Genomic DNA, 20,399 nt, shown 5'->3' with positions numbered 1-20,399 from the left:
CACCGCCGCGATGACCACCCCAGCGACGGACGAGACCTAGAGCTGCTGCTCCGCCTCGGCGGGCGGCTCCGGCGGCTCGCCCTGGTCCAGGCCGTAGTAGTGGTAGAGGTCGCGGCCCTCCTGGTCGGAGAGGTGGCCGTGCTCCGCCTCGATGCGAGGAGCGTTGCGCACCCGGTCCTTGGCGACGCCCAGGTCCAGGCGGTTCTCCTCGGTGGTCGCGCCGGACAGCGGCACGAAGGTCTCCTTGACGCCGAACACGCCGATCCGGACGGTGACCCACTCCGGCTGGTTGGTCACGTCGTCGACGTAGACGTTGCCGACCCGGCCGACCCGGTCGCCGTTGCGGTCGAAGACCGGCGTGCCGATCAGGTCCTGTGCGCGCTCGACGTTCATGGCCACCTCAGCTCGCTCCACCCCACCCGGAGGCGCCGACCCCCCGCCGGCATCCTCAAGCTGCCCGTGGAGGGCTTGAGCTGCAACCGCGCAAGCGACACGCCTCACCCGAACAGGTAATGATCGAGATTATTTGGCGCCCACTATTAATGATCCTTCGTTTTCGGTCGGCTACGAGTTCAGTTCGCGGCCGATGAAGGTGAGGACGTCGTTCATCACCTCGGCCTTGTTGACCTCGTTGAACAGCTCGTGGCGGCCGCCCGGGTAGATGTGCTCGTGGAACTCGCCGCCGCGGATGCGGTCGATGCCGGTGCGGGTGTCGGCCTCCGGCACCAGCTCGTCGTCCTCGCCGTGCACCCACAGCGTCGGCCGGTCCAGCGCCGGCCCGTCGTTGATGGCCAGCAGGCACTCGTCGATCGCCTGCAGCGTGGCGCGCTTGAACGGGCCGTGCCAGACCAGCGGATCGGCGACGTACGCCGCGCCGACCTCCGGGTCGCGGGACAGCGTCGCCGGGTCGATCGGGGTGTCCGGGATCTCGTCGTGCTCCAGCAGGTCCAGCACGTGCCAGGTGCCCAGCACCGGCGCGGACAGCACGACCGCCGCCAGGTGCTCCTGGTGCTCCTGCGCGTAGCGGGCGGCGAGCATCCCGCCCATCGAATGTCCGATTAGGACGACGGGCAGGTTCGGGTGCTCGGCGGTGACCTGCCTGCGGAGCGCGTCCAGATCGGCCACGATCGTCTCGGCGTCCTCGAAGAAGACCCGGTCGCCGGGGGAGCGGCCGTGCCCGATGTGGTCCGGGGCGTAGACCAGCGCGCGGGCGCCGACCAGCTGCTCCGCGACCCACTGGTACCGGCCGGAGTGCTCGCCGTAGCCGTGCGCGATCAGCGCGATCCAGCCGGGATTCGTCCCCGACCACTCGCGCACCGCCAGCTCGCCGTGCCGTCCGCTGACCACTCGATCCGTTGACTCGATCATGCCGCCACCCCAGCACACCCAATCCGGCCGGGCCAACCCCGGCTCTTCTCACCGAACGGCGAATTCGCGCGAAATCGGCCGTTCCCCGATGTCGGAACGCCGATTCCACGCGAAGTCGTGCCGCCGTCAGCGGTGGTACGCGCTGCCGTTGATCGTGCCGAACCCGCACACCGGGCCCACGTTCCAGGTGACGGAGAGCGCGTCGGTCTCGTCCGGCGGGATGACCTGCGCGCGGGCCGGCGTCGGCTGGCAGGGGCCGTCCATCGGCTCGCCCTCGTGCGGGACGGCCGTCCAATGCAGCGTGGCGCTGGCCGACTCGCCGGGCGCCAGCGTGATCAGCCCGGGGCCGGGGTTCGGCGTGCGCTCCATCTTGGTGGGCACCGCCTGGCCGGAGCCGTCGACCAGCTGCATCCCGCCGTAGCCGTAGAGCGTGCAGGTCTCGTTGCTGGAGTTGCGCAGCACCAGCTCGGCGTAGCGCTGGCCCGCTCCCGCCTCGGAGTTCTGCACCGAGCCAGTGAGCATCGAGGTGTGGCAGCGCTCCACCTTGTTCGGCTGGGCGCGCGCCGGCGACGAGGCGGGCGTCGCGCGGCCGCCGGTGGCGGCTTCGGGGGCCTCGGAAGCTTGAAGATCCGGTTTTGCAGCTGTGCTCGTGGCCGGTGGTGCCGGCTGGACGTTCTGCTCCGGTGCCGTGATTACCTGGCCGGTCTGCGCGTTCTGTGCGCTTTGCGCTCCGCAGCCGGCCATCAGCCCGGCGATCAGCAGTGCCCCGGACGCCTGGAGCGTCCGCGAGCCGAAAATCCGCAATCGGTTCGGGGTCACGGTGACCACCTCCCGTCCCCCGGCCTCGCGGCGGGGTCGTCGGTATTTGCTCTGCTGTTCCTGAAGACGTCCGACCGGCGGCGGGGTTGCCCGCACGGTCGATTTTCCCGCCGTCGGTGACTTCGTGACCTGCGGCGGGGTAGTGCTCCGGTTGCCCCGATCGACTCCCGCGACCAGCGGATCGAGTGACGGCCGGCTGCGCCGAATAGGTCTTCTCACGACTGGGACCAACCCGATTCGGGTAATTCCCGACGCCGCGAATCCGTTACGCCTCGCGCAGATATCGACCGATCGGGTGGGGATCTTGACCTGAACGGCGGGACTGCCCGTTTGCTCGACTTCGATACTTTGGCAACTGCAGAAGGCCGAAGTCAGGGGGTTGATCATGGCCGAGCGAATTCCCGGCATTGACGTAGCGCGATATCAGGGGGAGCCCGACTGGGGAGCGGTTCGCGGCGCCGGATATGTCTTCACGTACATCAAGGCGACCGAAGGAATCGGATATGTGAGCCCGACGCTGGACGCCCAGCTGGCCGGCGCCCGCGGCGCCGGGCTGGTCACCGGGCTCTACCACTTCGCCCGCCCGGACACGAATTCGCCGCAGCAGGACGCGGCCGATTTCGCCGCCCAGCTGGCGCGGCTGAACTCCAGCGCGCCGGGCAACCTGCCGCCGTGCCTGGACATTGAGACCGACGCGCCGAACCTGGGCGCGTGGGTCAAGGGGTTCATCGACGCGGTCCGCGGGCACACCGGGCGGCAGGAGATCGTGGTCTACGCCTCGACGTCCTGGTTCCAGAGCAAGCTCGCGCCGGAGACCTGGGTCGATCCCGGCGTGTTCCTGTGGGTCGCGCACTACGGGCGCCCGCCGGGCGAGCCCGGCTACCTCACCGACCGGGTCGCGATCCACCAGCACGCCTCCGACGGGAAGGTTCCGGGGATCGCCGGCGACACCGATGTGAACGTCTCGCTGGTTCCGCTGGAGGTGCTCACCGGGGCCGGAGCCCCGCCGCCGCCTCCGCCTCCTCCGCCGCCGCAGGAGACCTACGTCGTGCAGCCCGGCGACACGCTCTCCGAGATCGGGCAGAAGCTGGGCGTCGACTGGCGGGAGATCGCGCGGGTCAACGGCATCACCGACCCGGACCTGATCTACGTCGGCCAGGTGCTGAAGATCCCGCGCTGAGGAAGCGCCGTTCTCGCGACGGAGTCCCAGGTAGGCCCCGTGCCGGGCGCCCGGGGCTCTGCGTCGGCAGCCCGCTCCGGCGGGCTTCGCAGTTGGCGGATTGCCCAAAATGTTACTGCCGCGTATGTCGTTGCCGCACGCTCGCGATCAGTACCGACTACCGTTTTTCGCGTGAACATCGCGCAAGGTGGAGGTGAACGCGATGGCGGGTACAGCGGAGCTGGTCCGAAGCCACTGGACGCGTGGTGAGCCGGGTCGTGAGGCTCCCCAGGAACTCGTGGTCGCGCTCTATCGCTGGTGGGTGGTCGCGATGGCGCTCAAGATCACGGGCGCCACCTGGGACATCTGCTGGCATTTCCGGTGGCTGCGCGACGATCTCGCGCCACCGCACATGATCAACACGGTCGGCACCGTGATCGTGATCGGGTTGGTGATCTTCCACACCTACACCGGCATCGGCGCCGATCGCGCCACGCTGCGCTGGATGCAGTGGGGGCTGGGCATCTTCCTGGTCGCCGCGCCGCTGGACGTGATCAACCACCGGATCAACGGGCTGGACATCACCGCGTGGAGCCCGTCGCACGCGCTGCTCTACCTCGGCACCGGGCTGATGAGCGTCGGCCTGATCCGCGGCTGGGCCCGCTACGGCGGCGGTGACCGGTACTACTACCCGATCGCCTGCTTCCTGTGGTTCACGGTGCTGGACAACTTCCTGTTCCTCAACCAGCACCAGGAATACGGCGTGCTCGGGCTGGCGGCGTGGGAGCGCGGAACGCCCTACGCCGAGGACATCCTGCTGCAGTTCGCCGCCGACGACCTCGGGCGGCCGCTGGACTGGATCGCCGTCAAGTCCTTCACGCTCCCGGTGCCGGACTGGGTCTATCCGACCTGGGCGGTCATGACCGGCCTGGGCACGCTGCTGCTGGCCCGGTGGCTGGTCGGACGCCGGTGGACGGCGACCACCATCACCGCCGGCTACCTCGTTTTCCGTTGCGTGGCCTGGGGATTGCTGGCGGCGGCCGACTTCCCGATCTCGACCGTGCCGTTCTTCCTGCTCGCCGGGGCGGTGGCGATCGACCTGTCGTTCCGGTTGGCGTCGTGGATCCGGCCGTTCGCCGGTGCGGCGATCGTGACCGCGGTGGCCTACCTCGCCCTGTGGGCGCAGCAGACCTACCTCGCCGCGCCGCCGGTCGACTACTGGTCGGCGCTGTACACGGTGGTCATGTTCGCCGCGGCGTGGTGGGGCATCTCGTACCTGCTCGACACCGAACGCGGTCGCCGGTTGCTGTCGCGCGGTCAGACGATGACCGGGGCGCGGGAGAGCACGACGCCCAAGCCGTAGGCGATACCCATCACGCCGACCTCGGCAGCGGCCCAGCCGATCAACGCGGCGCGCTGGTGGCGCGCGATGCGGGGCAGCAGGCGGAACCGCATCTGCGAAGCCACGATGCCCAGCAGCACCAGGCAGCCGATCTTGGCCAGGATGATCTGGCCGTAGCCGGTGTTGATCAGGCCGGGCAGGCCGACGGTCGGCGTGATGATCAGCACCATCAGGCCGTTGAACAACCCGGAGGCGCCGACCACGAAGATCGCGATGGTGGCGAGCTTCGAGAAGCGCGGTAGGGCCTCGGCGAGCAGCCCGCGGCGCGGCGCGACGAACAGCGCGATCGCGGCCAGGCCGCCGGTCCACATCGCGGCACCGATCACGTGCAGTTCCATCGAGATCATGCTGAAGTCGTGGTACTGCCAGTCCGTGGCGTGGCCGGTCAGCGGCATCGGGAGCAGGCCGAGCAGCGCGACGATGGTGCGCAGCTCGGCCGGCACCTTCTCGCCGAACCGGACCGCGAGCAGGCCCAGCACCGCGCACACCAGCCCGGCGCCGGCGCTGGCGAGCAGGCCGGGGCCGGCCGGCACGTTCGCGATGTAGTCGATCAGCAGCTGGGTGGTCACGGGCCGGCCAGGGCTGAGGTCGGCGGCGTGCAGCACCAGGGAAAGCAGGGCGCTGAGCATCCAGATCAGCGAGGTGATCACGGTGACCCGCCGGGCCAGCGACATGACCGGCTCGGTGTGCTTCGGGCGGTCGAAGCCCAGCAGCTTCGGCAGCAGGCTCAGGCCGACGGTCCCCAGCGCCGCGATGTCGAGCAGGGCTCGCACGACGGGCAAGCCGAAGTGCACGAGCGGCGGCGGGTCGGGAAGGCCGGGAATGGTGCCGACTGCCGTGTAGGCCGTCGCGGCGAGCGCGGTCAGCAGTGCGCCGCCCAGCAGTGCAGCCACCACTGCGGCCTTGGTGCCGAGCACGTTGCGTTCGTCGGCTTCGGCGGGGTGCTCCGGCTTCGCGGTCCGGCCGTGCTGGGAGACATCAGAGTCGGCAGCCACGAGTGCATCGTCTCACCCGGACGAGCGAGCATTGGCCTTCGGCCCTGAGGATGAGCCGGATTTGATCACTGGTCGTGACCGAATTGTTTCGGTGTGCGAACGGTATGTCGGGCGTGATGTTGTCGCGGTGTCGCATCCGTCACCGTTTCCGCGGCGATTAGTTGATCTTCATTGTTTCTGATTTCCCTGCTGGCGGGCTGTTTTTGAGGGCGCATCGATAATCCTCGGGTTTGTGGTCGAGGCGATGCCGTTGCGGCCCGGGCGGGTCGGGATGTGTTGCTGGCAAAGTCCTCAGCGACGTTGTTCTACAGTCGTGCACGTGTATCCGGCGGACAGTGCAGAAGCGCACGCGGGAGGTGCGTCCGGCGCGCCTCCATCGTGCGCGAGTGCAACGATTCCGAAACCGGTTGGGTTCATTCCGCTTGTTTCTCCGGGCGGTCGACTTTCGTTCACTGGATCGGTTCGCACATATTCGTCTGGCGTTTCACGAGCCGCCGCAATTCCGTGCTTTGCTGTAATGCCCGGCGGACGGGCCGGGATGTGCGTACGGGTTCCCCGGAGAGTTGGCCGGGTCGGTGCCGCAGCGCGTTTACCCAGGTCCGACAGGGTTTCGGGGTCGGTTTCGGGCCGTCTCGGCCCGGCGGCCCGGCGGGCGCCCCAGGGTGCGAACCCGGCACGTCTCAGGGAAATTGGGGGTCCGGCCCCGGATGTGAGCCGGACTCGCGAGACGCGAGATTGAGCGGTGTGGACGGACAGCGAAGGCGGGAATCAGCGGGCTCGGAGCCCGATACTGGTAGCAGGCCGACGCGGCGGACGCCGCGGGGCTCGACAGCGGGACGTGTCATGGATCGCGCACTAGGGTGTTCGGTAGACGAACGTTCCCGCAGCCTGGTGAAGAGGACTGATCCGGTCGTGCAGCACCATTCGGCCACCGTCGCGGGACGTGGTTCACGATGACTGCGCTCGCGGTACTGCTCGCCGCACTCGGGGCCTGCGGATATGCCGTGGGGGCGAGGCTGCAGCACGCCGCCGTGCACGACACGATGGACGGCAGCGGGCTCGGCCTCCGCAGCCAGGCCCAGCTCATCCGCAACCCCCGCTGGCTGGGCGGCCTCGCCGCGCTCGGCAGCGGCACCGTCTTGCACGCCTGCGCACTCGGCCTGGCACCGCTGAGCGTGGTGCAGCCGGTCGGCGTGCTGGCGTTGCCGATCACCGTGCTGCTGAACCTCAGGCAGCAAGGCATCACCGCCCGGGACCTCAAGCCCAGCGTTGCGCTGTCGGTGGTCGCGGCCACCGGCGGCGTCGGCGCCTTCGTCTTCCTCGCCGCGGGCAGCGCGACGGCCACCCCGATCGCCGGCGACGCGCAGTTGCTGGCGACCCAGCTGGTGGCCGGCGCGATCCTGGCGTTGGGCGTGCTGGCCATGCTGACCCGCTCGAAGGTTCGGTGCGTCCTCTTCGCCGCCGGTTGCGCCGTGGCATACGGGTACGTCTCGGTGCTGATGCGGGCAGTGGCGCAGCAGCTGGGGACGACCGAGCTGCTGAACATCAACCCGCTGCCGCTGCTCGGCATCGTCGTCGCGATGGTGGTGGGCGGTTGGCTGCTGCAGCACGGGTACGCCAGCGGCCCGCCGGACCTCGTGGTGGCCTGCCTGACGGTGATCGACCCGCTGCTGGCGGTGGGGCTGGGCATCGGCCTGCTCGGCGAGGCCGATCACGTCAGCACCTGGACGGCGGTCGGCGAGGGCCTGTGCGCCGTCGTGGCCTGCGCGGGTGTCTTCGCGCTGGCCCGCTACCACCCCGACACCCAGGAACGCAGTGCACCCGCCGCCGCTGCGCCCCCTTCGACCACCGTGACCACTGCGACCTCAACGAACACTGCGAACGGCAGCAGTGATCTTGCTGGACCGAGTTCGACAGATCGTCCTGACGGGAGTTCCACTTGACTTCGCAACCGCCCAGCAGGCGCCCGATGCGGATCGTGGTCGGCGCGACCACCTATCCCCCCGACGTGAACGGGGCGGCGAACTTCGGCCACCGCCTGGCGACCGGGCTGTCCGGTCGCGGCCACGAGGTGCACGTCGTCTGCCACTCGACGGACCGGGAGTCGCGCACCGAGGTCGAGGACGGCGTGACCGTGCACCGCGTCGCCTCCTTCGGCTCGCCGTTCCACCCGTCGATCCGGGGCCTCCTTCCTTGGCAGGCCCGCCAGGCGGACCGGCTGATCGCCGAGATCCAGCCCGACGTCGTGCACGTGCAGTCGCACTTCTTCATCTGCCGCGGCCTGATCAACTCGGCTCGCCGCCGGGACATCGGGCTGGTCGCCACCAACCACTTCATGCCGGAGAACATCTTCGGCTACTTCAAGGTCCCGGAGTTCCTCCAGCAGGCGGCGGGCCGCCTGCTGTGGCACAACCTGGTCAAGCACTACCGGAAGGCGCAGCTCGTCACCGCGCCCACCCCGCGGGCCGTCCAGCTGTTGCAGGAGAACGGCTTCGAGGACCTGGCGCTGCCGGTCTCCTGCGGCATCGACGTCGAGCGGTACCGGCGGCGGGCCCGGAGCTACCGCAAGCAGCACCCGGACCCGGCCATCCGCACCGTGCTGTTCGTCGGGCGCCTCGACGAGGAGAAGCACATCGACGACCTGCTGCGGGCCATGGCGCTGCTGCGCACCGAGGTGGCGACGCGGTTGGAGATCGTCGGCAACGGCAGCCGGCGCGACGCCTTCGAGCAGCTCGCGGTGGAACTCGGCATCGCCGACCGGGTGCACTTCCACGGGTTCCTCAGCGATGACGAGCTCCTGGACGCCTACGCCCGCGCTGACCTGTTCTGCATGCCCAGCATCGCCGAGCTGCAGAGCCTGGCCACCATGGAAGCCATGTCGGCGGGCACCCCGGTGGTGCTGGCCAACGCCATGGCCCTGCCGCACCTCGTGCGGCCGGGCGAGAACGGCTGGCTCTACCCGCCGCGGGACGTGCACGCCCTGGCCCGGGCGATCGACGACGTGATCGGCGACCGCGCGACGATCGACCGCATGGGCGCGGCCAGCGAGCGGTTCGTGTCCCGCCACGACATCGACGAAATCCTGGGCCGGTTCGAGGCGATCTACCACCACGTGACGGACCCGGAGAGCACCGTCGAGCTCGACGAGATCCGCACCGAGCTGGCGAGCTGACCCACCATGACCATCCCGGAACTCCACCCCGCGGAGCGGGTGGAGCACATCAGCGGCGCCGAGCTGCACTATTGGGTCTACCGCGAGCACCTCGCCGAGAACGGTTCCGCCGAGCCGGTGCTGCCCGCCAGCCTGGCTGCGTCGCCCGAGCCGGGCGTGGCGATCGGGCCGGTTGACGCCGCCGAGACGGTGGTGATGGTGCACGGCCTGCGCGGTACCCACCACGGCCTGGAACTCGTCGCGGCGGGCCTGCCGGACCAGCGCGTCGTGATCCCGGACCTGCCCGGGTTCGGGGATTCCGGGCCGATGACCGGGCGTCGGCACGACGTCGCCGGCTACGCGCACATCATCACCGAACTCATCGAGCGGCTCGGCGGCCGAACCCGGCCGGTCGTGCTGCTCGGGCACTCCTTCGGCTCGATCGTGGCCGCGCGCGTCGCCGCCGCCTCGCCAGAACTCGTCCGGCGCCTGGTGCTGATCAACCCGATCGCGACGCCCGCGCTGCGCGGGCCCCGCGTGGTGTTGTCCGGACTGACCTCCGCCTACTACACGCTGGGCAAGCGGTTGCCGCTCCGGGCCGGGCACTCGCTGCTGAGCAACAGGTGGGTGGTGCTCGCTGCGAGCCGGGCGATGACGCGGACGAAGGACAAGCAGCTGCGCGGGTTCATCGACGAGAACCACCTGCGGTACTTCAGCCGCTTCCACAGCCCGGCGCTGCTCAGCGAGACCTTCGAGGCTTCGGTGACGCACACCGTCGCGGACCACGTCGACGCGCTCCGGATGCCGACCCTGCTGATCGCGGGGGAGTCCGACGAGATCGCGCCCCTGGCCGGTCAGCGTGCGCTGGCGGCTCGGCTCGCCGACGCCGAACTCGTGGTGATTCCCAACGTCGGCCACCTGGTGCACTACGAGACGCCGGAGCCGGCGGCCGAAGCGATCCGACGTTTCCTCGGAGCGCCATGAACGACCTTGGGCAGCACGGGAGCGGTACCTCCGGCCTGCGTTCGGGCGAGGCCGGGGCGGCGACGATGAACGTCGTCGTCGACGCGCGCTGGACGCGAACCGATCAGCACGACGGGATCAGCCGCTTCGGCGCGAGCTTGATCGAGGCATTGCACCACCTCCATCCGGTGACGATGTTGATCCATGACGAGCGGCAGCTGCGGTTGCTGCCGTCCGGGGTTCCGCACGTGAAGGTCAACAGCCCGTTCTCGCCGCGGGAGTTGTGGCTTTCTCGCACGCTGAACCGGCTCGGTGCGGACGTCGTGTTCAGCCCGATGCAGGTGATCGGCGGGTTCCGGCGCGACTACCGGCTCGTCCTCACGCTGCACGACCTGATCTACTACCGGCATCCGCAGCCACCGGGTTTCCTGCCGTTGCCGGTGCGCGCCGCGTGGCGGCTCTACCACAAGGCCTTCTGGCCGCAGCGGGTCATGCTCAACCGGGCGGACGCGGTGGTCACGGTCAGCGAGACGACCCGCAAGCTCATGGCCGAGCACCGGCTCACCCGGCGCTCGGTGACGGTCGTCCACAATGCACCGTCTCCGCCGTCGGGAGACGGCGCCGCCACCAAGGCGGAGCCCGGCGTCGATTCCGCTGCGGATCTGGAACGGCCGGGTGGGCCGCGGGAGCTCGTGTACATGGGCTCGTTCATGCCGTACAAGAACGTGGAAACGTTGATCGCGGGCATGGCTCTCCTTCCGGAACACCGGTTGCACCTGGTCAGCCGGATCGCGCCGGCGCGCGAGGCGGAATTGCGTGCGCAGCTGCCTCCGGACGTGGATGTTGTTTTCTGGCGTGGGATCAGCGAAAGCGACTACCAGGCGTTGCTCGGCAGGGCGAGCGCGTTGGTGACCGCTTCCCGGGACGAGGGTTTCGGGCTGCCGATCATCGAGGCGATGAACGTGGGGACGCCGGTGGTCTGCAGCGATCTGGAGATCTTCCACGAGGTGACCGGGGGACACGCGAGGTTCTTCGATCCGGGGTCGTCGAAGGACTTCGCCACCGCGGTGCGTGCCGTGGAGGATCCCCGGACGCGTGTGGATCTGGTCGCCGCGGCTCGCGGTCAGGCGGCGAAGTTCACCTGGGCCAACTCCGCCGAACGACTGCTGGAGCTGATGCGGGACCTGGTCCGCTGAGTTCCTGCCGGGGAACGGAAGCGGCGTGGTCGACGCCGGGTTGCGGCGGGTCTCAGGCGTCGCCTCGGGAGGACGGCACCGGCGCGGCGCATTGGTGAATGCACGAGCCGGGATGCCGTCGACGGCGTCTGAGATTCCGCTGGCACCGCAAATCGTGTTTCGAGGCAGGTTCTAGCGGGTCAGTGCGACCAGATCTTGATTGCTCGCACGACGTATGCCGTCCGTGGATTCTGGGAACCCGTTGGATACGTGCTGAATTCCGCTTCGGTGTCGCAGTCGGGATCCTGGTAGGCCGTCACCGGGTGACCGGTGTTGTTCACGAAGGACCGCGTCTCCACGCCCTGCTGGAGCTGGACGCACTGCTCCAACGCGTGCGCCTGGAGGCCGACTTCGTGCGACTGGCCGGCGAAGTTCTCCTCCGGCCAACTGCAGAAAGATCCTGTCGGGCAAGGGGTTTCGGGTGGTGCGGCGTATGCGCCGCCCGCGCCGACCGCGATCGCGGCGAGGACGGACAGCACCGGGACGACTATTCTCCAGAGGCCGCCACGCCAGATCCGTCGCCGGGAGGACGAGAGGATCGCGATTCGGCGCGACGCGGTGGAAGAAGCGCACTCGGACATGCGAAAAATCCTTTCTTGAACGGATAATAAGTGGACGGCGGCCGAAATCGGCTCGCTGGAAACAAGATTCCCGAAGCCCGGATCGGAATGCCAGCGAATTTGCTGGATACACCCCGACCGGGTGGATTTCCGCGCCTGCGGAAAATGTCGCGGTGCCGCGGCGATCGGCCGGACGGGCTGTCGGAGCGCCCTCGACTGCGGTATACAGGCACTCGGTTACCACTCGGTAGTGCGGAGGTCGGCAGTGACGTTGGATGCTGATGTCGTCGTGGTGGGCGCCGGCCTGGCTGGCCTGGTCGCCGCCGCCGAGCTGGCCGACGCCGGCCGCCGGGTGGTGCTGGTGGACCAGGAGCCCGAGGCCTCCCTGGGCGGCCAGGCGCACTGGTCGTTCGGCGGCCTCTTCCTGGTGGACTCCCCGGAACAGCGCCGGTTGGGCGTCCGCGACTCCCGCGAGCTGGCCCTCCAGGACTGGCTCGGCTCCGCCGGATTCGACCGGCCCGAGGACCACTGGCCGCGGCAGTGGGCGGAGGCCTACGTGGACTTCGCCGCCGGGGAGAAGCGCGGCTGGCTGGCCGCGCAGGGCGTGCGGTTCTTCCCGCTGGTGCAGTGGGCCGAGCGCGGCGGCTACCTGGCGACCGGCCACGGCAACTCCGTGCCGCGGTTCCACGTCACCTGGGGCACCGGCCCCGGATTGCTCGCGCCGTTCATCCGCCGCCTGCGGGAGGCCGCCGAACGAGGCCTGGTGTCGTTCCGGTTCCGGCACCGCGTCAGCGAGCTGATCACCAGCGGCGGAGCGGTGACCGGCGTGCGCGGCGAAGTGCTCGCGCCGAGCACGGCGGAGCGCGGGCAGCCGAGTTCTCGCGACGTGGCAGGCGATTTCGAGCTGCACGCGCAGGCCGTGGTCGTCGCATCCGGTGGCATCGGCGGGAATCTGGACCTGGTGCGCCGGAACTGGCCCAAGCGCTACGGCCGGCCGCCGGAGGAGATGATCGCCGGGGTGCCCGACCACGTGGACGGGCGGATGCTCGAAGTGGTGTCCCGAAGCGGCGGGCGCATCATCAACCCGGACCGGATGTGGCACTACACCGAAGGAATCCGCAACTACGCGCCGATCTGGAGCAAGCACGGCATCCGGATCCTGCCCGGCCCGTCGTCGCTGTGGCTGGACGCGCAGGGCCGCCGGCTGCCCGCGCCGCTGTTCCCGGGCTTCGACACCCTCGGCACGATGGAGCACATCGTGCGGACCGGGCACGACTACACCTGGTTCGTGCTCAACCGGCGCATCATCAGCCGCGAGTTCGCGCTGTCGGGCTCCGAGCAGAACCCGGACCTGACCGAGCGCAGCATCCGCAAGCTGCTGCAGCGCGGCGGCGGTGGCACACCGGGTCCGGTCGCCGAGTTCGTCCGCCGCGGCCCCGACTTCGTCGTCCGGCGCACCGTGCCGGAGCTGGCGCGCGGGATGAACGACCTGGCCGGCGAGCAGTTGATCGACGCCGCTGCCCTGGAACGCGAGATCGTCGCCCGCGACCGCCAGGTCGAGTCGGGGCTGGGCAAGGACGAGCAGGTCATCGCCATCCGCGCGGCCCGCCGCTACGTGGTCGACCGGATGATCCGGGTCGCCGAGCCGCACCGGCTGCTGGACCCGGCCGCCGGGCCGCTGATCGCGGTGCGGCTGTCCATCCTGACCCGCAAGACGCTGGGCGGGCTGGAGACCGACCTGTCCGGCCGGGTCCTGCAGGAATCGGGCGAGCCGCTGCCCGGGCTCTACGCGGCCGGGGAGGTCGCGGGATTCGGCGGCGGCGGCGTGCACGGGTACCGGGCGCTGGAAGGCACCTTCCTCGGCGGCTGCCTGTTCTCCGGCCGTCAGGCCGGGCGAGCGGCCGCCGCTGCCGTCGGATAGCCCTGCTGACCTGCGGAATCCGGCTGGCTCGCGGACAATCGGATCATGCGAGATCCGGCCGAGTCGGGCCCGTGGGTGTTGCGGATCGGGCGCGAGGAACTGCTGATCCGGCGGCGGTACGAGGTCATCAGCATCGTCAACGACTTCCTGATCGCGGTCTGGTTCATCGTCGGCAGCCTGCTGTTCTTCCACGAGTCCACGGCGACGGCGGGCACCTGGCTGTTTCTGCTGGGCAGCTGCGAGCTCGCGGTCCGGCCGGTGATCAGGCTCGCCCGGCACGTGCGCCTGCGGCGATTGCAGCCGGCCGGGCTGCGTGGATCGGACCAGGATTTCTGATCCGCCGATTCCCGGCGGCCGAATGCGGCTCGATCACAGGAAGCAGCCGCTGACGAATCCGCTGACGCGGGTGCGGCGATTCGTGACGTCGAACCATTCCGAATTCGTCGATCCGTCCGGGCAGCGGACGGATTCCCCGCCGGCCGCCTGGCGAATGTTGACGTTGTCGCCGGGATTTCCCACGCCGCGCGCGGCGGCCCCGGTATTGGGCGCCGAGCGGATCAGCACCCCGGGCTCGCGGAAGTCGCCCGCCCGGCCGTGTGAGGCCTTGTCGGCCAGTTCGACCAGGCTGTTCTTGATTTCGGCCGCGATGGTGATGACCTGGGTGCCGAGCCCGGACATGGGCAGGACGGCGGCGGTGACCGCAGCGAGCAGTGCATTGCGAACCGTTCGCATGGAATACCCCCCGATTCGCCCGCCGGGTCGCTTCCCATTGCCCCCTGATATTGCCGAAGCGTCCCTTTGGCGAGCAGCTCCATTTTATGGAGAATTGCGGCCGACCGGCAGTATCCGATTGGGTAGAGCGCAATTGAGCGCGGCGACCGGACGGCCGGTGACCCATGGCGATCGGGGCGCGCGGAGAAGCCCACCTGTGGGTTAGCGGCGGCGGGCCACCGCTGCGGTGCGTGCAGACGAAGACGGCCCCGGAACACGGGGTTCCGGGGCCGCTCTCGGGCGTTCCAACGCTTGGCTGCGAAGCGCCGGGCTGCTTCGAACCACGGCCCGCTACGCGCATCGCCACGCAGGATGAGACTGGAAATCCAGGTGCTCAGCCGGCGCGGGAGCCGATGCCGGTCAGGGAGCGGACCTCCATCTCCGCCTGGCGGTCCTCGTCGACCGCATCCTTGCCGATGAAGGTCCCGATGATGCCGCAGATGAACGAGACCGGGATGGACACGATGCCCGGGTTCTTCAGCGGGAAGAAGGCGAAGTCCAGGCTCGGGATGATCGAGTCCGGCGAGCCGGACATCACCGGCGAGAAGATCACCAGCAGCAGGCAGGAGCCGAGCCCGCTGTAGATGCCCCACAGCGTGCCGGTGGTGTTGAACCGCTTCCAGAACAGCGAGTACAGCAGCGTGGACAGGTTCGCCGAGGCGGCGAACGCGAACGCCAGGCCGACCAGGAACGCGATGTTCTGCCCGATCACGAGGATGCCGCCGAGGATCGAGGCCACGCCGATCACCAGCGCGGTCAACCGGGCGACCCGCACCACGGAGTCCGAGTCGATGTCGCCGCGGCGGATCACGTTGGCGTAGATGTCGTGCGCGAACGACGCCGATGCGGTCAGCGTCAACCCCGCCACCACCGCCAGGATCGTGGCGAAGGCGACCGCGGCGATGATGCCCAGCAGCACCGTGCCGCCGATCCGGTAGGCGAGCAGGGGGGCCGCGGAGTTCTCCGCGCCTGGCGCGTCGAGGATCGCGTCGGTGCCCACCAGCGCGGCCGCGCCGTAGCCGATGACCAGGGTGCAGATGTAGAACGTCGCCACCACCCAGGTCGCCCAGACCACCGAGCGGCGGGCCTCGCGGGCGTTGGGCACGGTGTAGAACCGCATCAGCACGTGCGGGAGGCCGCCGATGCCGAGCACCAGGGCCATCGACAGCGACACGAAGTCCAGCTTGGTCAGTTCGGACTTCCCGTACTGGACGCCCGGGGCGTAGATGTCGCGGCCGTGCGGGTTGTTCTCGGCGGCGTGCTGCAGCAGGTTCGTGAAGCTGTAGCCGAACTTGCCGAGCAGGAAGATCGTGATCATCGCTACCGACAGCAGCAGCATGGCGGCCTTGATGATCTGCACCCAGGTGGTGCCTTTCATGCCGCCCACCAGCACGTAGATCATCATGATCGCGCCGACCGCGGCGATCACCAGGGCCTGGCCGAACTTGCCGTGCACGTTGAGCAGCAGGGCGACCAGACCGCCCGCGCCGGCGATCTGGGCGATCATGTAGATGATCGTGATGGCCAGCGTCGAGGAGGCCGCCGCGGCCCGCACCGGGCGCTGGCGCATCCGGAAGCTGAGCACGTCGCCCATGGTGAAGCGGCCGGTGTTGCGGGTGCGCTCGGCGAGCAGCAGCAGGTTGATCAGCCAGGCGACCAGGAAGCCGATGGAGTACAGGAAGCCGTCGTAGCCGTAGACGGCGATCGCCCCGGCGATGCCCAGGAACGACGCGGCGGACAGGTAGTCGCCGGAGAGCGCGATGCCGTTCTGCACACCGCTGAACGAGCTGCCCGCGACGAAGTAGTCGCTGGAGGTGCCCCGGTTGCTCACCCGGTACACGATGAACAGCGTGATTAGCACGAACGCCGCGAAGACGCTGGTGTTGATGATCGCGTTGTCGGCCGGGATCAGCTGCGGCTCATTCACTGGTCGAACTCTCCCGCGTCCTGTCGGATCCGGTCGACCTCGGGGTCGATGCGGCGGCGGGCGAACCGGACGTAGAGCGCGGTCAGGCCCAGGGTGGTGACGAACTGGCCGACGCCCATGACCAGGCCGACGTTGATCTCGCCGATCAGCGGCCGGGCCATGAATTCCCGGGCGTAGGCGGCGATCGCCACGTACCCCATGTACCAGATCAGGAAAAACGCCGTCGCCGGGAAAACGAACCATTTCAGTCGGCGGCGCAGGTCGCGGAATTCCGGGCCCTGCTGGATAGCGACGAAATCGGGACGTTCGTTAGTCGCGCGAACGGAGCTCTTGTCGATTCCACCGAAGGCTACCCGCGGATTTCCGGGCTGGTCGCGGGGACCGCCGCGCAGCGCGGATTGCGTTGCGTTGCTCATGCATCCTTCCTGGAACTTCGCGTTGGCCGCTGGGCTCTGGGCCTGGCGGTGGCGGGGAATTCTAACCATGTGTCGCGCGGGATCGACAGTGTGGTGATCACCACTCGGTTTCGGCCGTGGCGGAGCGGCTCGCGGGCCTCGGCGGGACGGCCGTCGACGCTTGGTTACTGCCCGGTATTGCCAGGTCAGAGGTCTGGCTTCGCCGGTGCTGATCTTGTTGACCAGGTCTTTTGCGCGTCTCGCGACCAAAGTGGAATATCCCGCTCTAGGCTGAACGAGTGAAAAAGCAGTCGGGTCTGGAGTCGGGTTCGAACACTCGGTGTGACAGCGCCTGTTTGTCGTAGTGGAATGGGAAAAAGCCCCCGGTGCTATCTCGGGTTCTGGGCCTTATAGTGCTTGGGCACTGAAGGACAGTCGCGCGATCCGAAAGGTCACGGTTCGGTACCAGTGTTCGAAATGCGCCAACCGGGGACGCTCGTGGTTACTCTGAGTGAATCTGATCCCGCATTGGTACGGTGCCGTGCCGTAAGCCGTTTCCGGTCGCCGGGTGGTGCTCGACCGCGGCTGGATTTCACCCCCGACAGCCCAGACGACGATTGCGGGACCGCACGCATGCGCCGTTCTCCAACGCATTGTTCGCCCGAGAGGGTCCAGACCTTGGTTGACCAGCACGAGGACCCGAGCTCGCAGCCTGGAGGGTGCTCGTGACCGCGGGTGGATTCGGGCGCGCCCGCGACACCATGACGCAGTGGCGCAACTGGTCGCTGCCGACCAAGCTGGCCGCGGTCGTGCTGGTGCCGGTCATCTTCGCGATCACGCTCGGTATCGGGCAGATCCGGTGGCAGGTCGATCGCGCCGCCGAGTACGGCCGCGTCGCGGACGTGCTGGACGCCGTCGACCGGGTCGAGCCGCTGCTCGTCGGCGTCCAGCACGAGCGCGCCCGCTCCGTCGAGTTCCTGGTCGGCGACGGCGACCTCGGCGCGGCCGAGGAACCGGCCGGCGCGGTGGACCGCGCGGGCGCTGACCTCGGGCAGATCCTCGCCTCGCCCGACGTCGACACCGGCGTCGTCGCCGACCGCTACGGCGAACTCCGGCCCCTGCTGGACGGGCTCGGGCAGCTCCGCCAGCAGATCCGCGAGCACCGGATCAGCCCGGCCCGGGCGATCGGCGAGTACACCCGCGTGATCAACTCGGTGCTGGCCCTGGACCGCGCGCTGAGCAGCAGCGTCGCCGACCGGAGCCTGTCCAGCACGGCGACCGCGCTGCAGGACATGCTGGGCCTGACCGAGGAAGTGCGGCTGCAGCAGGCCTGGGTGCTGACCGGGCTGACCGAGGCCGACATCGACTCGGTCGCGCTGGAGAACCTGAGCGGTTCACGGGCCCGCCTGCTCAGCAAGATCGGCGATGCTCGTTCCACCGTCGCCGCTTACTGGCAGCAGCGGCTGGACCAGACGCTCGCCGCCCCAGCGATCCTGGACCGCAACCGGATGCTCGACGCGATCGTGCGCGAGAGCACCGACAACATCTTCTCCGGCGAGTTCTCGGTGCAACGCGAGGACTGGAACGCCGCCACCGAAGCCTCGGTCACGTTGATCGACCAGGGTCACGACGACCTCGCGGCCGACGTGCGCGCCACCGCTTCGCGGCTGGAGGACGAGGCCAGCAACGCCGCCGGCTGGGATTCGGTGCTGCTGCTGTCCGCGCTGATCGCCGCCGCCGCGGTCATCATCGTGATCGCCCGGCAGCTGCTCGGCTCGCTGCGCGACCTGCGCAGCAGCGCGCTGGACGCCGCGGAGTACGAGCTGCCGGCGGCAGTGGCCAGCATCCGGCAGGGCCGGACCGCCGACGCCGTCGTCGAACCGTTCCCGGTGGACACCACCGACGAGGTCGGGCAGCTGGCCCGCGCCTTCGACGAGGTGAACCAGCAGGCGCTGCGGCTCGCGGTGGAGCAGGCCGACCTGCGCCGCGGCTACGGCGAGGTGTTCGTCAGCATCTCCCGGCGCAGCCAGAGCCTGCTGGAACGGCAGCTGCGGCTGTTCGAGCAGCTGGAGCAGGACGAGGAAGACCCGGACCAGCTCGCGCGGTTGTTCCAGCTGGACCACCTGGCCACCCGGATGCGGCGCAACAACGAGAACCTGATGGTCCTCTCGGGCAGTGACCTGGCGCGCCGCTTCACCCAGCCCACCGACCTGGCGGACGTGCTGCGCGCCGCGGTGTCCGAGATCGAGCAGTATCCGCGTGTCGTGGTGCAGCCGCCGCCGGCGGTCAAGCTGCGTGGCCACACCGCCAGCGACCTGGTGCGACTGGTCGCCGAGCTGCTGGACAACGCGGCGAACTTCTCCGCGCCGGACACGAGCGTCACGGTGTCCAGCTACCAGGCCGGCGACGGCACGGTGGTGCTCGACGTGCTGGACCAGGGCATCGGCATGGGGCACGACGAACTCGTCCGGGCCAACGATCGGCTGGCCCAGGTGGACGAGGACGACCTCGCCACCTCCCGGCGAATGGGGCTGTTCGTCGCCGGGCGGCTGGCGGTTCGCCACGGCGTCGGCGTCGAGCTGCACGGCGGACCCGACGTCGAGGGCGTTCGGGCGACCGTGATGATCCCGGCCGAGCACGTCGTCTCGGTCGAGTCCGGGCCCGCCCTGCAGCCCACGGCGACGCCGCCGGGCCAGCGCAACGGGCACGCGCACACCGACCTGCCGACCTCCGGGGTGCTGCCGCGCCGCGGCGCGCAGCCCGAGGCGGCGCAGGACAGTTCGCCGTGGCAGGAACCGGCTTCGGCGAGCCTCTTCGAACCCGGCCCCACGCGGGAGGATTCGCCGACGGAGCACCTGTTCGACGCGCCGCTCGACATCCCGCAGCAGCCGCGCGCGGTGTCCGCGGAGCTGGGCGTCGACTGGCCGGAGGCCGAGCCGCCCGCGGAGCGGCCCGCGGCCGAGTCGCCGCTGTTCACCGAGGTCTCCACCCAGTGGTTCCAGCCGGCCAGCGAGAACCCGTACGCGAAGGAGCGCGGCGACTCCGATGAGGTCGGCTGGCCCGACGCGGAGGGCGAACCGGCGGGCTTCCCGTCGAGCTCGGACTTCCTGCCGGGCGACCGGCAGGCGGAGGAGCCGTCGCTCACCTCGTCCGGGCTGCCGCGCCGCGTGCCTCGCGGGCAGCAGCCGGCGGAACCGCAGGCCGACAAGCCCGCCCGCAGCGCGGAGGACATCAGCCGGCGGCTCGCTCAAAACGGCGTCCAGTTTGGACACCCGGTCGACGTGCCCGCGGAAACGCCCGCGGAGACCTCCGGGGCGGGTTCCTGGTTGTCGGAATCCGCCGGGCAGGATTCGTGGGCGGAGCCGGCTGGATCGGACGGCCCGGCGACCGAGTCGCCGTGGATCCCGGACACCTCCGGGGCGGACGCCTGGAACTTCGCCGCCGACAAGGCGCGCGAGGCGGCGGAGGCCGCGGCGAACCCGCAGCCGGCGTCGTTCACCCAGGCAGGCCTGCCGCGCCGGACCCCGAAGGCGCACCTGGTGCCGGGTAGCGTGACGAACTCCGAGCCCCAGGCGGAGGCCACGAATTTCCAGCGGGACGCGGATCAACTCCGCGGTCGGCTGGCCGACTTCCAGAGCGGTATCAGTCGTGGTCGGCATCGAGCAACCGATGAGGGCTGACATGGATTCCGCAGCGCGAAGGCGTGATCACCGCGGCGACGAACAGGAGGTTG

At 69.6% G+C, this 20,399-nt stretch carries 17 protein-coding genes; 9 read left to right on the top strand and 8 right to left on the bottom strand.

Annotation, left to right across the window (positions count from 1 at the left end):
• Positions 1–36: 36 nt before the first annotated feature.
• From AB0I53_RS14645 to AB0I53_RS14635, 3 genes are all read right to left on the bottom strand, one after another.
• Positions 37–393, bottom strand: coding sequence for a PRC-barrel domain-containing protein (locus AB0I53_RS14645; protein ID WP_358601872.1), 357 nt, complete (start codon positions 391–393; stop codon positions 37–39).
• A gap of 171 nt (positions 394–564) precedes the next feature.
• Complete coding sequence (locus AB0I53_RS14640) at positions 565–1,368, bottom strand: lysophospholipase (RefSeq protein ID WP_358601869.1); 804 nt, start codon at positions 1,366–1,368, stop codon at positions 565–567.
• A 126-nt stretch (positions 1,369–1,494) separates the two neighbouring features.
• A complete protein-coding gene (locus tag AB0I53_RS14635; protein WP_358601867.1) occupies positions 1,495–2,187 on the bottom strand; it encodes a DUF4232 domain-containing protein in 693 nt (230 codons plus the stop codon).
• A gap of 385 nt (positions 2,188–2,572) precedes the next feature.
• Here AB0I53_RS14635 and AB0I53_RS14630 point away from each other — a divergent pair, with 385 nt between their 5' ends.
• Together AB0I53_RS14630 and AB0I53_RS14625 are read left to right on the top strand one after the other, a co-directional pair.
• On the top strand, positions 2,573–3,367 hold the full coding sequence (locus AB0I53_RS14630) for a GH25 family lysozyme (RefSeq protein WP_358601864.1): 795 nt from the start codon (positions 2,573–2,575) through the stop codon (positions 3,365–3,367).
• Between the two features lie 202 nt (positions 3,368–3,569).
• Positions 3,570–4,709 (top strand): hypothetical protein, encoded by a 1,140-nt coding sequence (locus tag AB0I53_RS14625; RefSeq protein WP_358601861.1) that lies wholly within the window; start codon positions 3,570–3,572, stop codon positions 4,707–4,709.
• Here AB0I53_RS14625 and AB0I53_RS14620 read toward each other — a convergent pair.
• A complete protein-coding gene (locus AB0I53_RS14620; RefSeq protein WP_358601858.1) occupies positions 4,664–5,743 on the bottom strand; it encodes a CopD family protein in 1,080 nt (359 codons plus the stop codon). The genes AB0I53_RS14625 and AB0I53_RS14620 overlap by 46 nt on opposite strands.
• Positions 5,744–6,696: 953 nt before the next feature.
• On the opposite strand from AB0I53_RS14620, the gene AB0I53_RS14615 reads away from it, so the two are divergent.
• From AB0I53_RS14615 to AB0I53_RS14600, 4 genes are read left to right on the top strand one after another with little or no spacing between them, the layout of a single operon-like run.
• Positions 6,697–7,686, top strand: coding sequence for a hypothetical protein (locus tag AB0I53_RS14615; protein ID WP_358601855.1), 990 nt, complete (start codon positions 6,697–6,699; stop codon positions 7,684–7,686).
• On the top strand, positions 7,683–8,915 hold the full coding sequence (locus AB0I53_RS14610) for a glycosyltransferase (protein ID WP_358601852.1): 1,233 nt from the start codon (positions 7,683–7,685) through the stop codon (positions 8,913–8,915). Before AB0I53_RS14615 ends, AB0I53_RS14610 begins: the two co-directional genes overlap by 4 nt.
• 6 nt (positions 8,916–8,921) lie before the next feature.
• Positions 8,922–9,878, top strand: coding sequence for an alpha/beta hydrolase (locus AB0I53_RS14605; protein WP_358601849.1), 957 nt, complete (start codon positions 8,922–8,924; stop codon positions 9,876–9,878).
• Positions 9,875–11,053: a glycosyltransferase family 1 protein gene (locus tag AB0I53_RS14600; protein ID WP_358601846.1), complete on the top strand. Its 1,179-nt coding sequence runs from the start codon at positions 9,875–9,877 to the stop codon at positions 11,051–11,053. Before AB0I53_RS14605 ends, AB0I53_RS14600 begins: the two co-directional genes overlap by 4 nt.
• Positions 11,054–11,232: 179 nt before the next feature.
• Here the strand turns inward: AB0I53_RS14600 and AB0I53_RS14595 are convergent, their stop codons facing one another.
• Positions 11,233–11,571 (bottom strand): peptidase inhibitor family I36 protein, encoded by a 339-nt coding sequence (locus AB0I53_RS14595; RefSeq protein ID WP_358601844.1) that lies wholly within the window; start codon positions 11,569–11,571, stop codon positions 11,233–11,235.
• A 346-nt stretch (positions 11,572–11,917) separates the two neighbouring features.
• Here AB0I53_RS14595 and AB0I53_RS14590 point away from each other — a divergent pair, with 346 nt between their 5' ends.
• Positions 11,918–13,573 (top strand): FAD-binding dehydrogenase, encoded by a 1,656-nt coding sequence (locus tag AB0I53_RS14590; protein ID WP_358601841.1) that lies wholly within the window; start codon positions 11,918–11,920, stop codon positions 13,571–13,573.
• 45 nt (positions 13,574–13,618) lie between these two features.
• A complete protein-coding gene (locus AB0I53_RS14585) occupies positions 13,619–13,909 on the top strand; it encodes a YrhK family protein (RefSeq protein WP_358601838.1) in 291 nt (96 codons plus the stop codon).
• A gap of 33 nt (positions 13,910–13,942) precedes the next feature.
• On the opposite strand, the gene AB0I53_RS14580 is transcribed toward AB0I53_RS14585, so the two are convergent.
• From AB0I53_RS14580 to AB0I53_RS14570, 3 genes are all read right to left on the bottom strand, one after another.
• A complete protein-coding gene (locus AB0I53_RS14580) occupies positions 13,943–14,251 on the bottom strand; it encodes a hypothetical protein (RefSeq protein ID WP_358601835.1) in 309 nt (102 codons plus the stop codon).
• A 427-nt stretch (positions 14,252–14,678) separates the two neighbouring features.
• Entirely contained in the window at positions 14,679–16,271 is a 1,593-nt protein-coding gene (locus AB0I53_RS14575) for a cation acetate symporter (protein WP_358601832.1), read from the bottom strand.
• Complete coding sequence (locus tag AB0I53_RS14570; RefSeq protein ID WP_358601829.1) at positions 16,268–16,687, bottom strand: DUF485 domain-containing protein; 420 nt, start codon at positions 16,685–16,687, stop codon at positions 16,268–16,270. Before AB0I53_RS14570 ends, AB0I53_RS14575 begins: the two co-directional genes overlap by 4 nt.
• A 704-nt stretch (positions 16,688–17,391) precedes the next feature.
• Here AB0I53_RS14570 and AB0I53_RS14565 point away from each other — a divergent pair.
• Positions 17,392–20,346, top strand: a complete 2,955-nt coding sequence (locus AB0I53_RS14565; protein ID WP_358601826.1) for a nitrate- and nitrite sensing domain-containing protein — start codon at positions 17,392–17,394, stop codon at positions 20,344–20,346.
• Positions 20,347–20,399: the final 53 nt, after the last annotated feature.

Source organism: Saccharopolyspora sp. NPDC050389 (genome assembly GCF_040655595.1).
Lineage (GTDB): Bacteria > Actinomycetota > Actinomycetes > Mycobacteriales > Pseudonocardiaceae > Saccharopolyspora.
The sequence above is the reverse complement of the archived record's forward strand: the minus strand, read 5'-3'. Positions and strand labels throughout refer to the sequence as shown.

Bases quoted from the DNA above. Each gene is read 5' to 3' on its own strand.
- AB0I53_RS14640 (WP_358601869.1), bottom strand. From the start codon at position 1,368: ATGATCGAGTCAACGGATCGAGTGGTCAGCGGACGGCACGGCGAGCTG.
- AB0I53_RS14600 (WP_358601846.1), top strand. From the start codon at position 9,875: ATGAACGACCTTGGGCAGCACGGGAGCGGTACCTCCGGCCTGCGTTCG.
- AB0I53_RS14605 (WP_358601849.1), top strand. From the start codon at position 8,922: ATGACCATCCCGGAACTCCACCCCGCGGAGCGGGTGGAGCACATCAGC.
- AB0I53_RS14585 (WP_358601838.1), top strand. From the start codon at position 13,619: ATGCGAGATCCGGCCGAGTCGGGCCCGTGGGTGTTGCGGATCGGGCGC.
- AB0I53_RS14645 (WP_358601872.1), bottom strand. From the start codon at position 393: ATGAACGTCGAGCGCGCACAGGACCTGATCGGCACGCCGGTCTTCGAC.
- AB0I53_RS14630 (WP_358601864.1), top strand. From the start codon at position 2,573: ATGGCCGAGCGAATTCCCGGCATTGACGTAGCGCGATATCAGGGGGAG.
- AB0I53_RS14570 (WP_358601829.1), bottom strand. From the start codon at position 16,687: ATGAGCAACGCAACGCAATCCGCGCTGCGCGGCGGTCCCCGCGACCAG.
- AB0I53_RS14615 (WP_358601855.1), top strand. From the start codon at position 6,697: ATGACTGCGCTCGCGGTACTGCTCGCCGCACTCGGGGCCTGCGGATAT.
- AB0I53_RS14580 (WP_358601835.1), bottom strand. From the start codon at position 14,251: ATGTCCGGGCTCGGCACCCAGGTCATCACCATCGCGGCCGAAATCAAG.
- AB0I53_RS14625 (WP_358601861.1), top strand. From the start codon at position 3,570: ATGGCGGGTACAGCGGAGCTGGTCCGAAGCCACTGGACGCGTGGTGAG.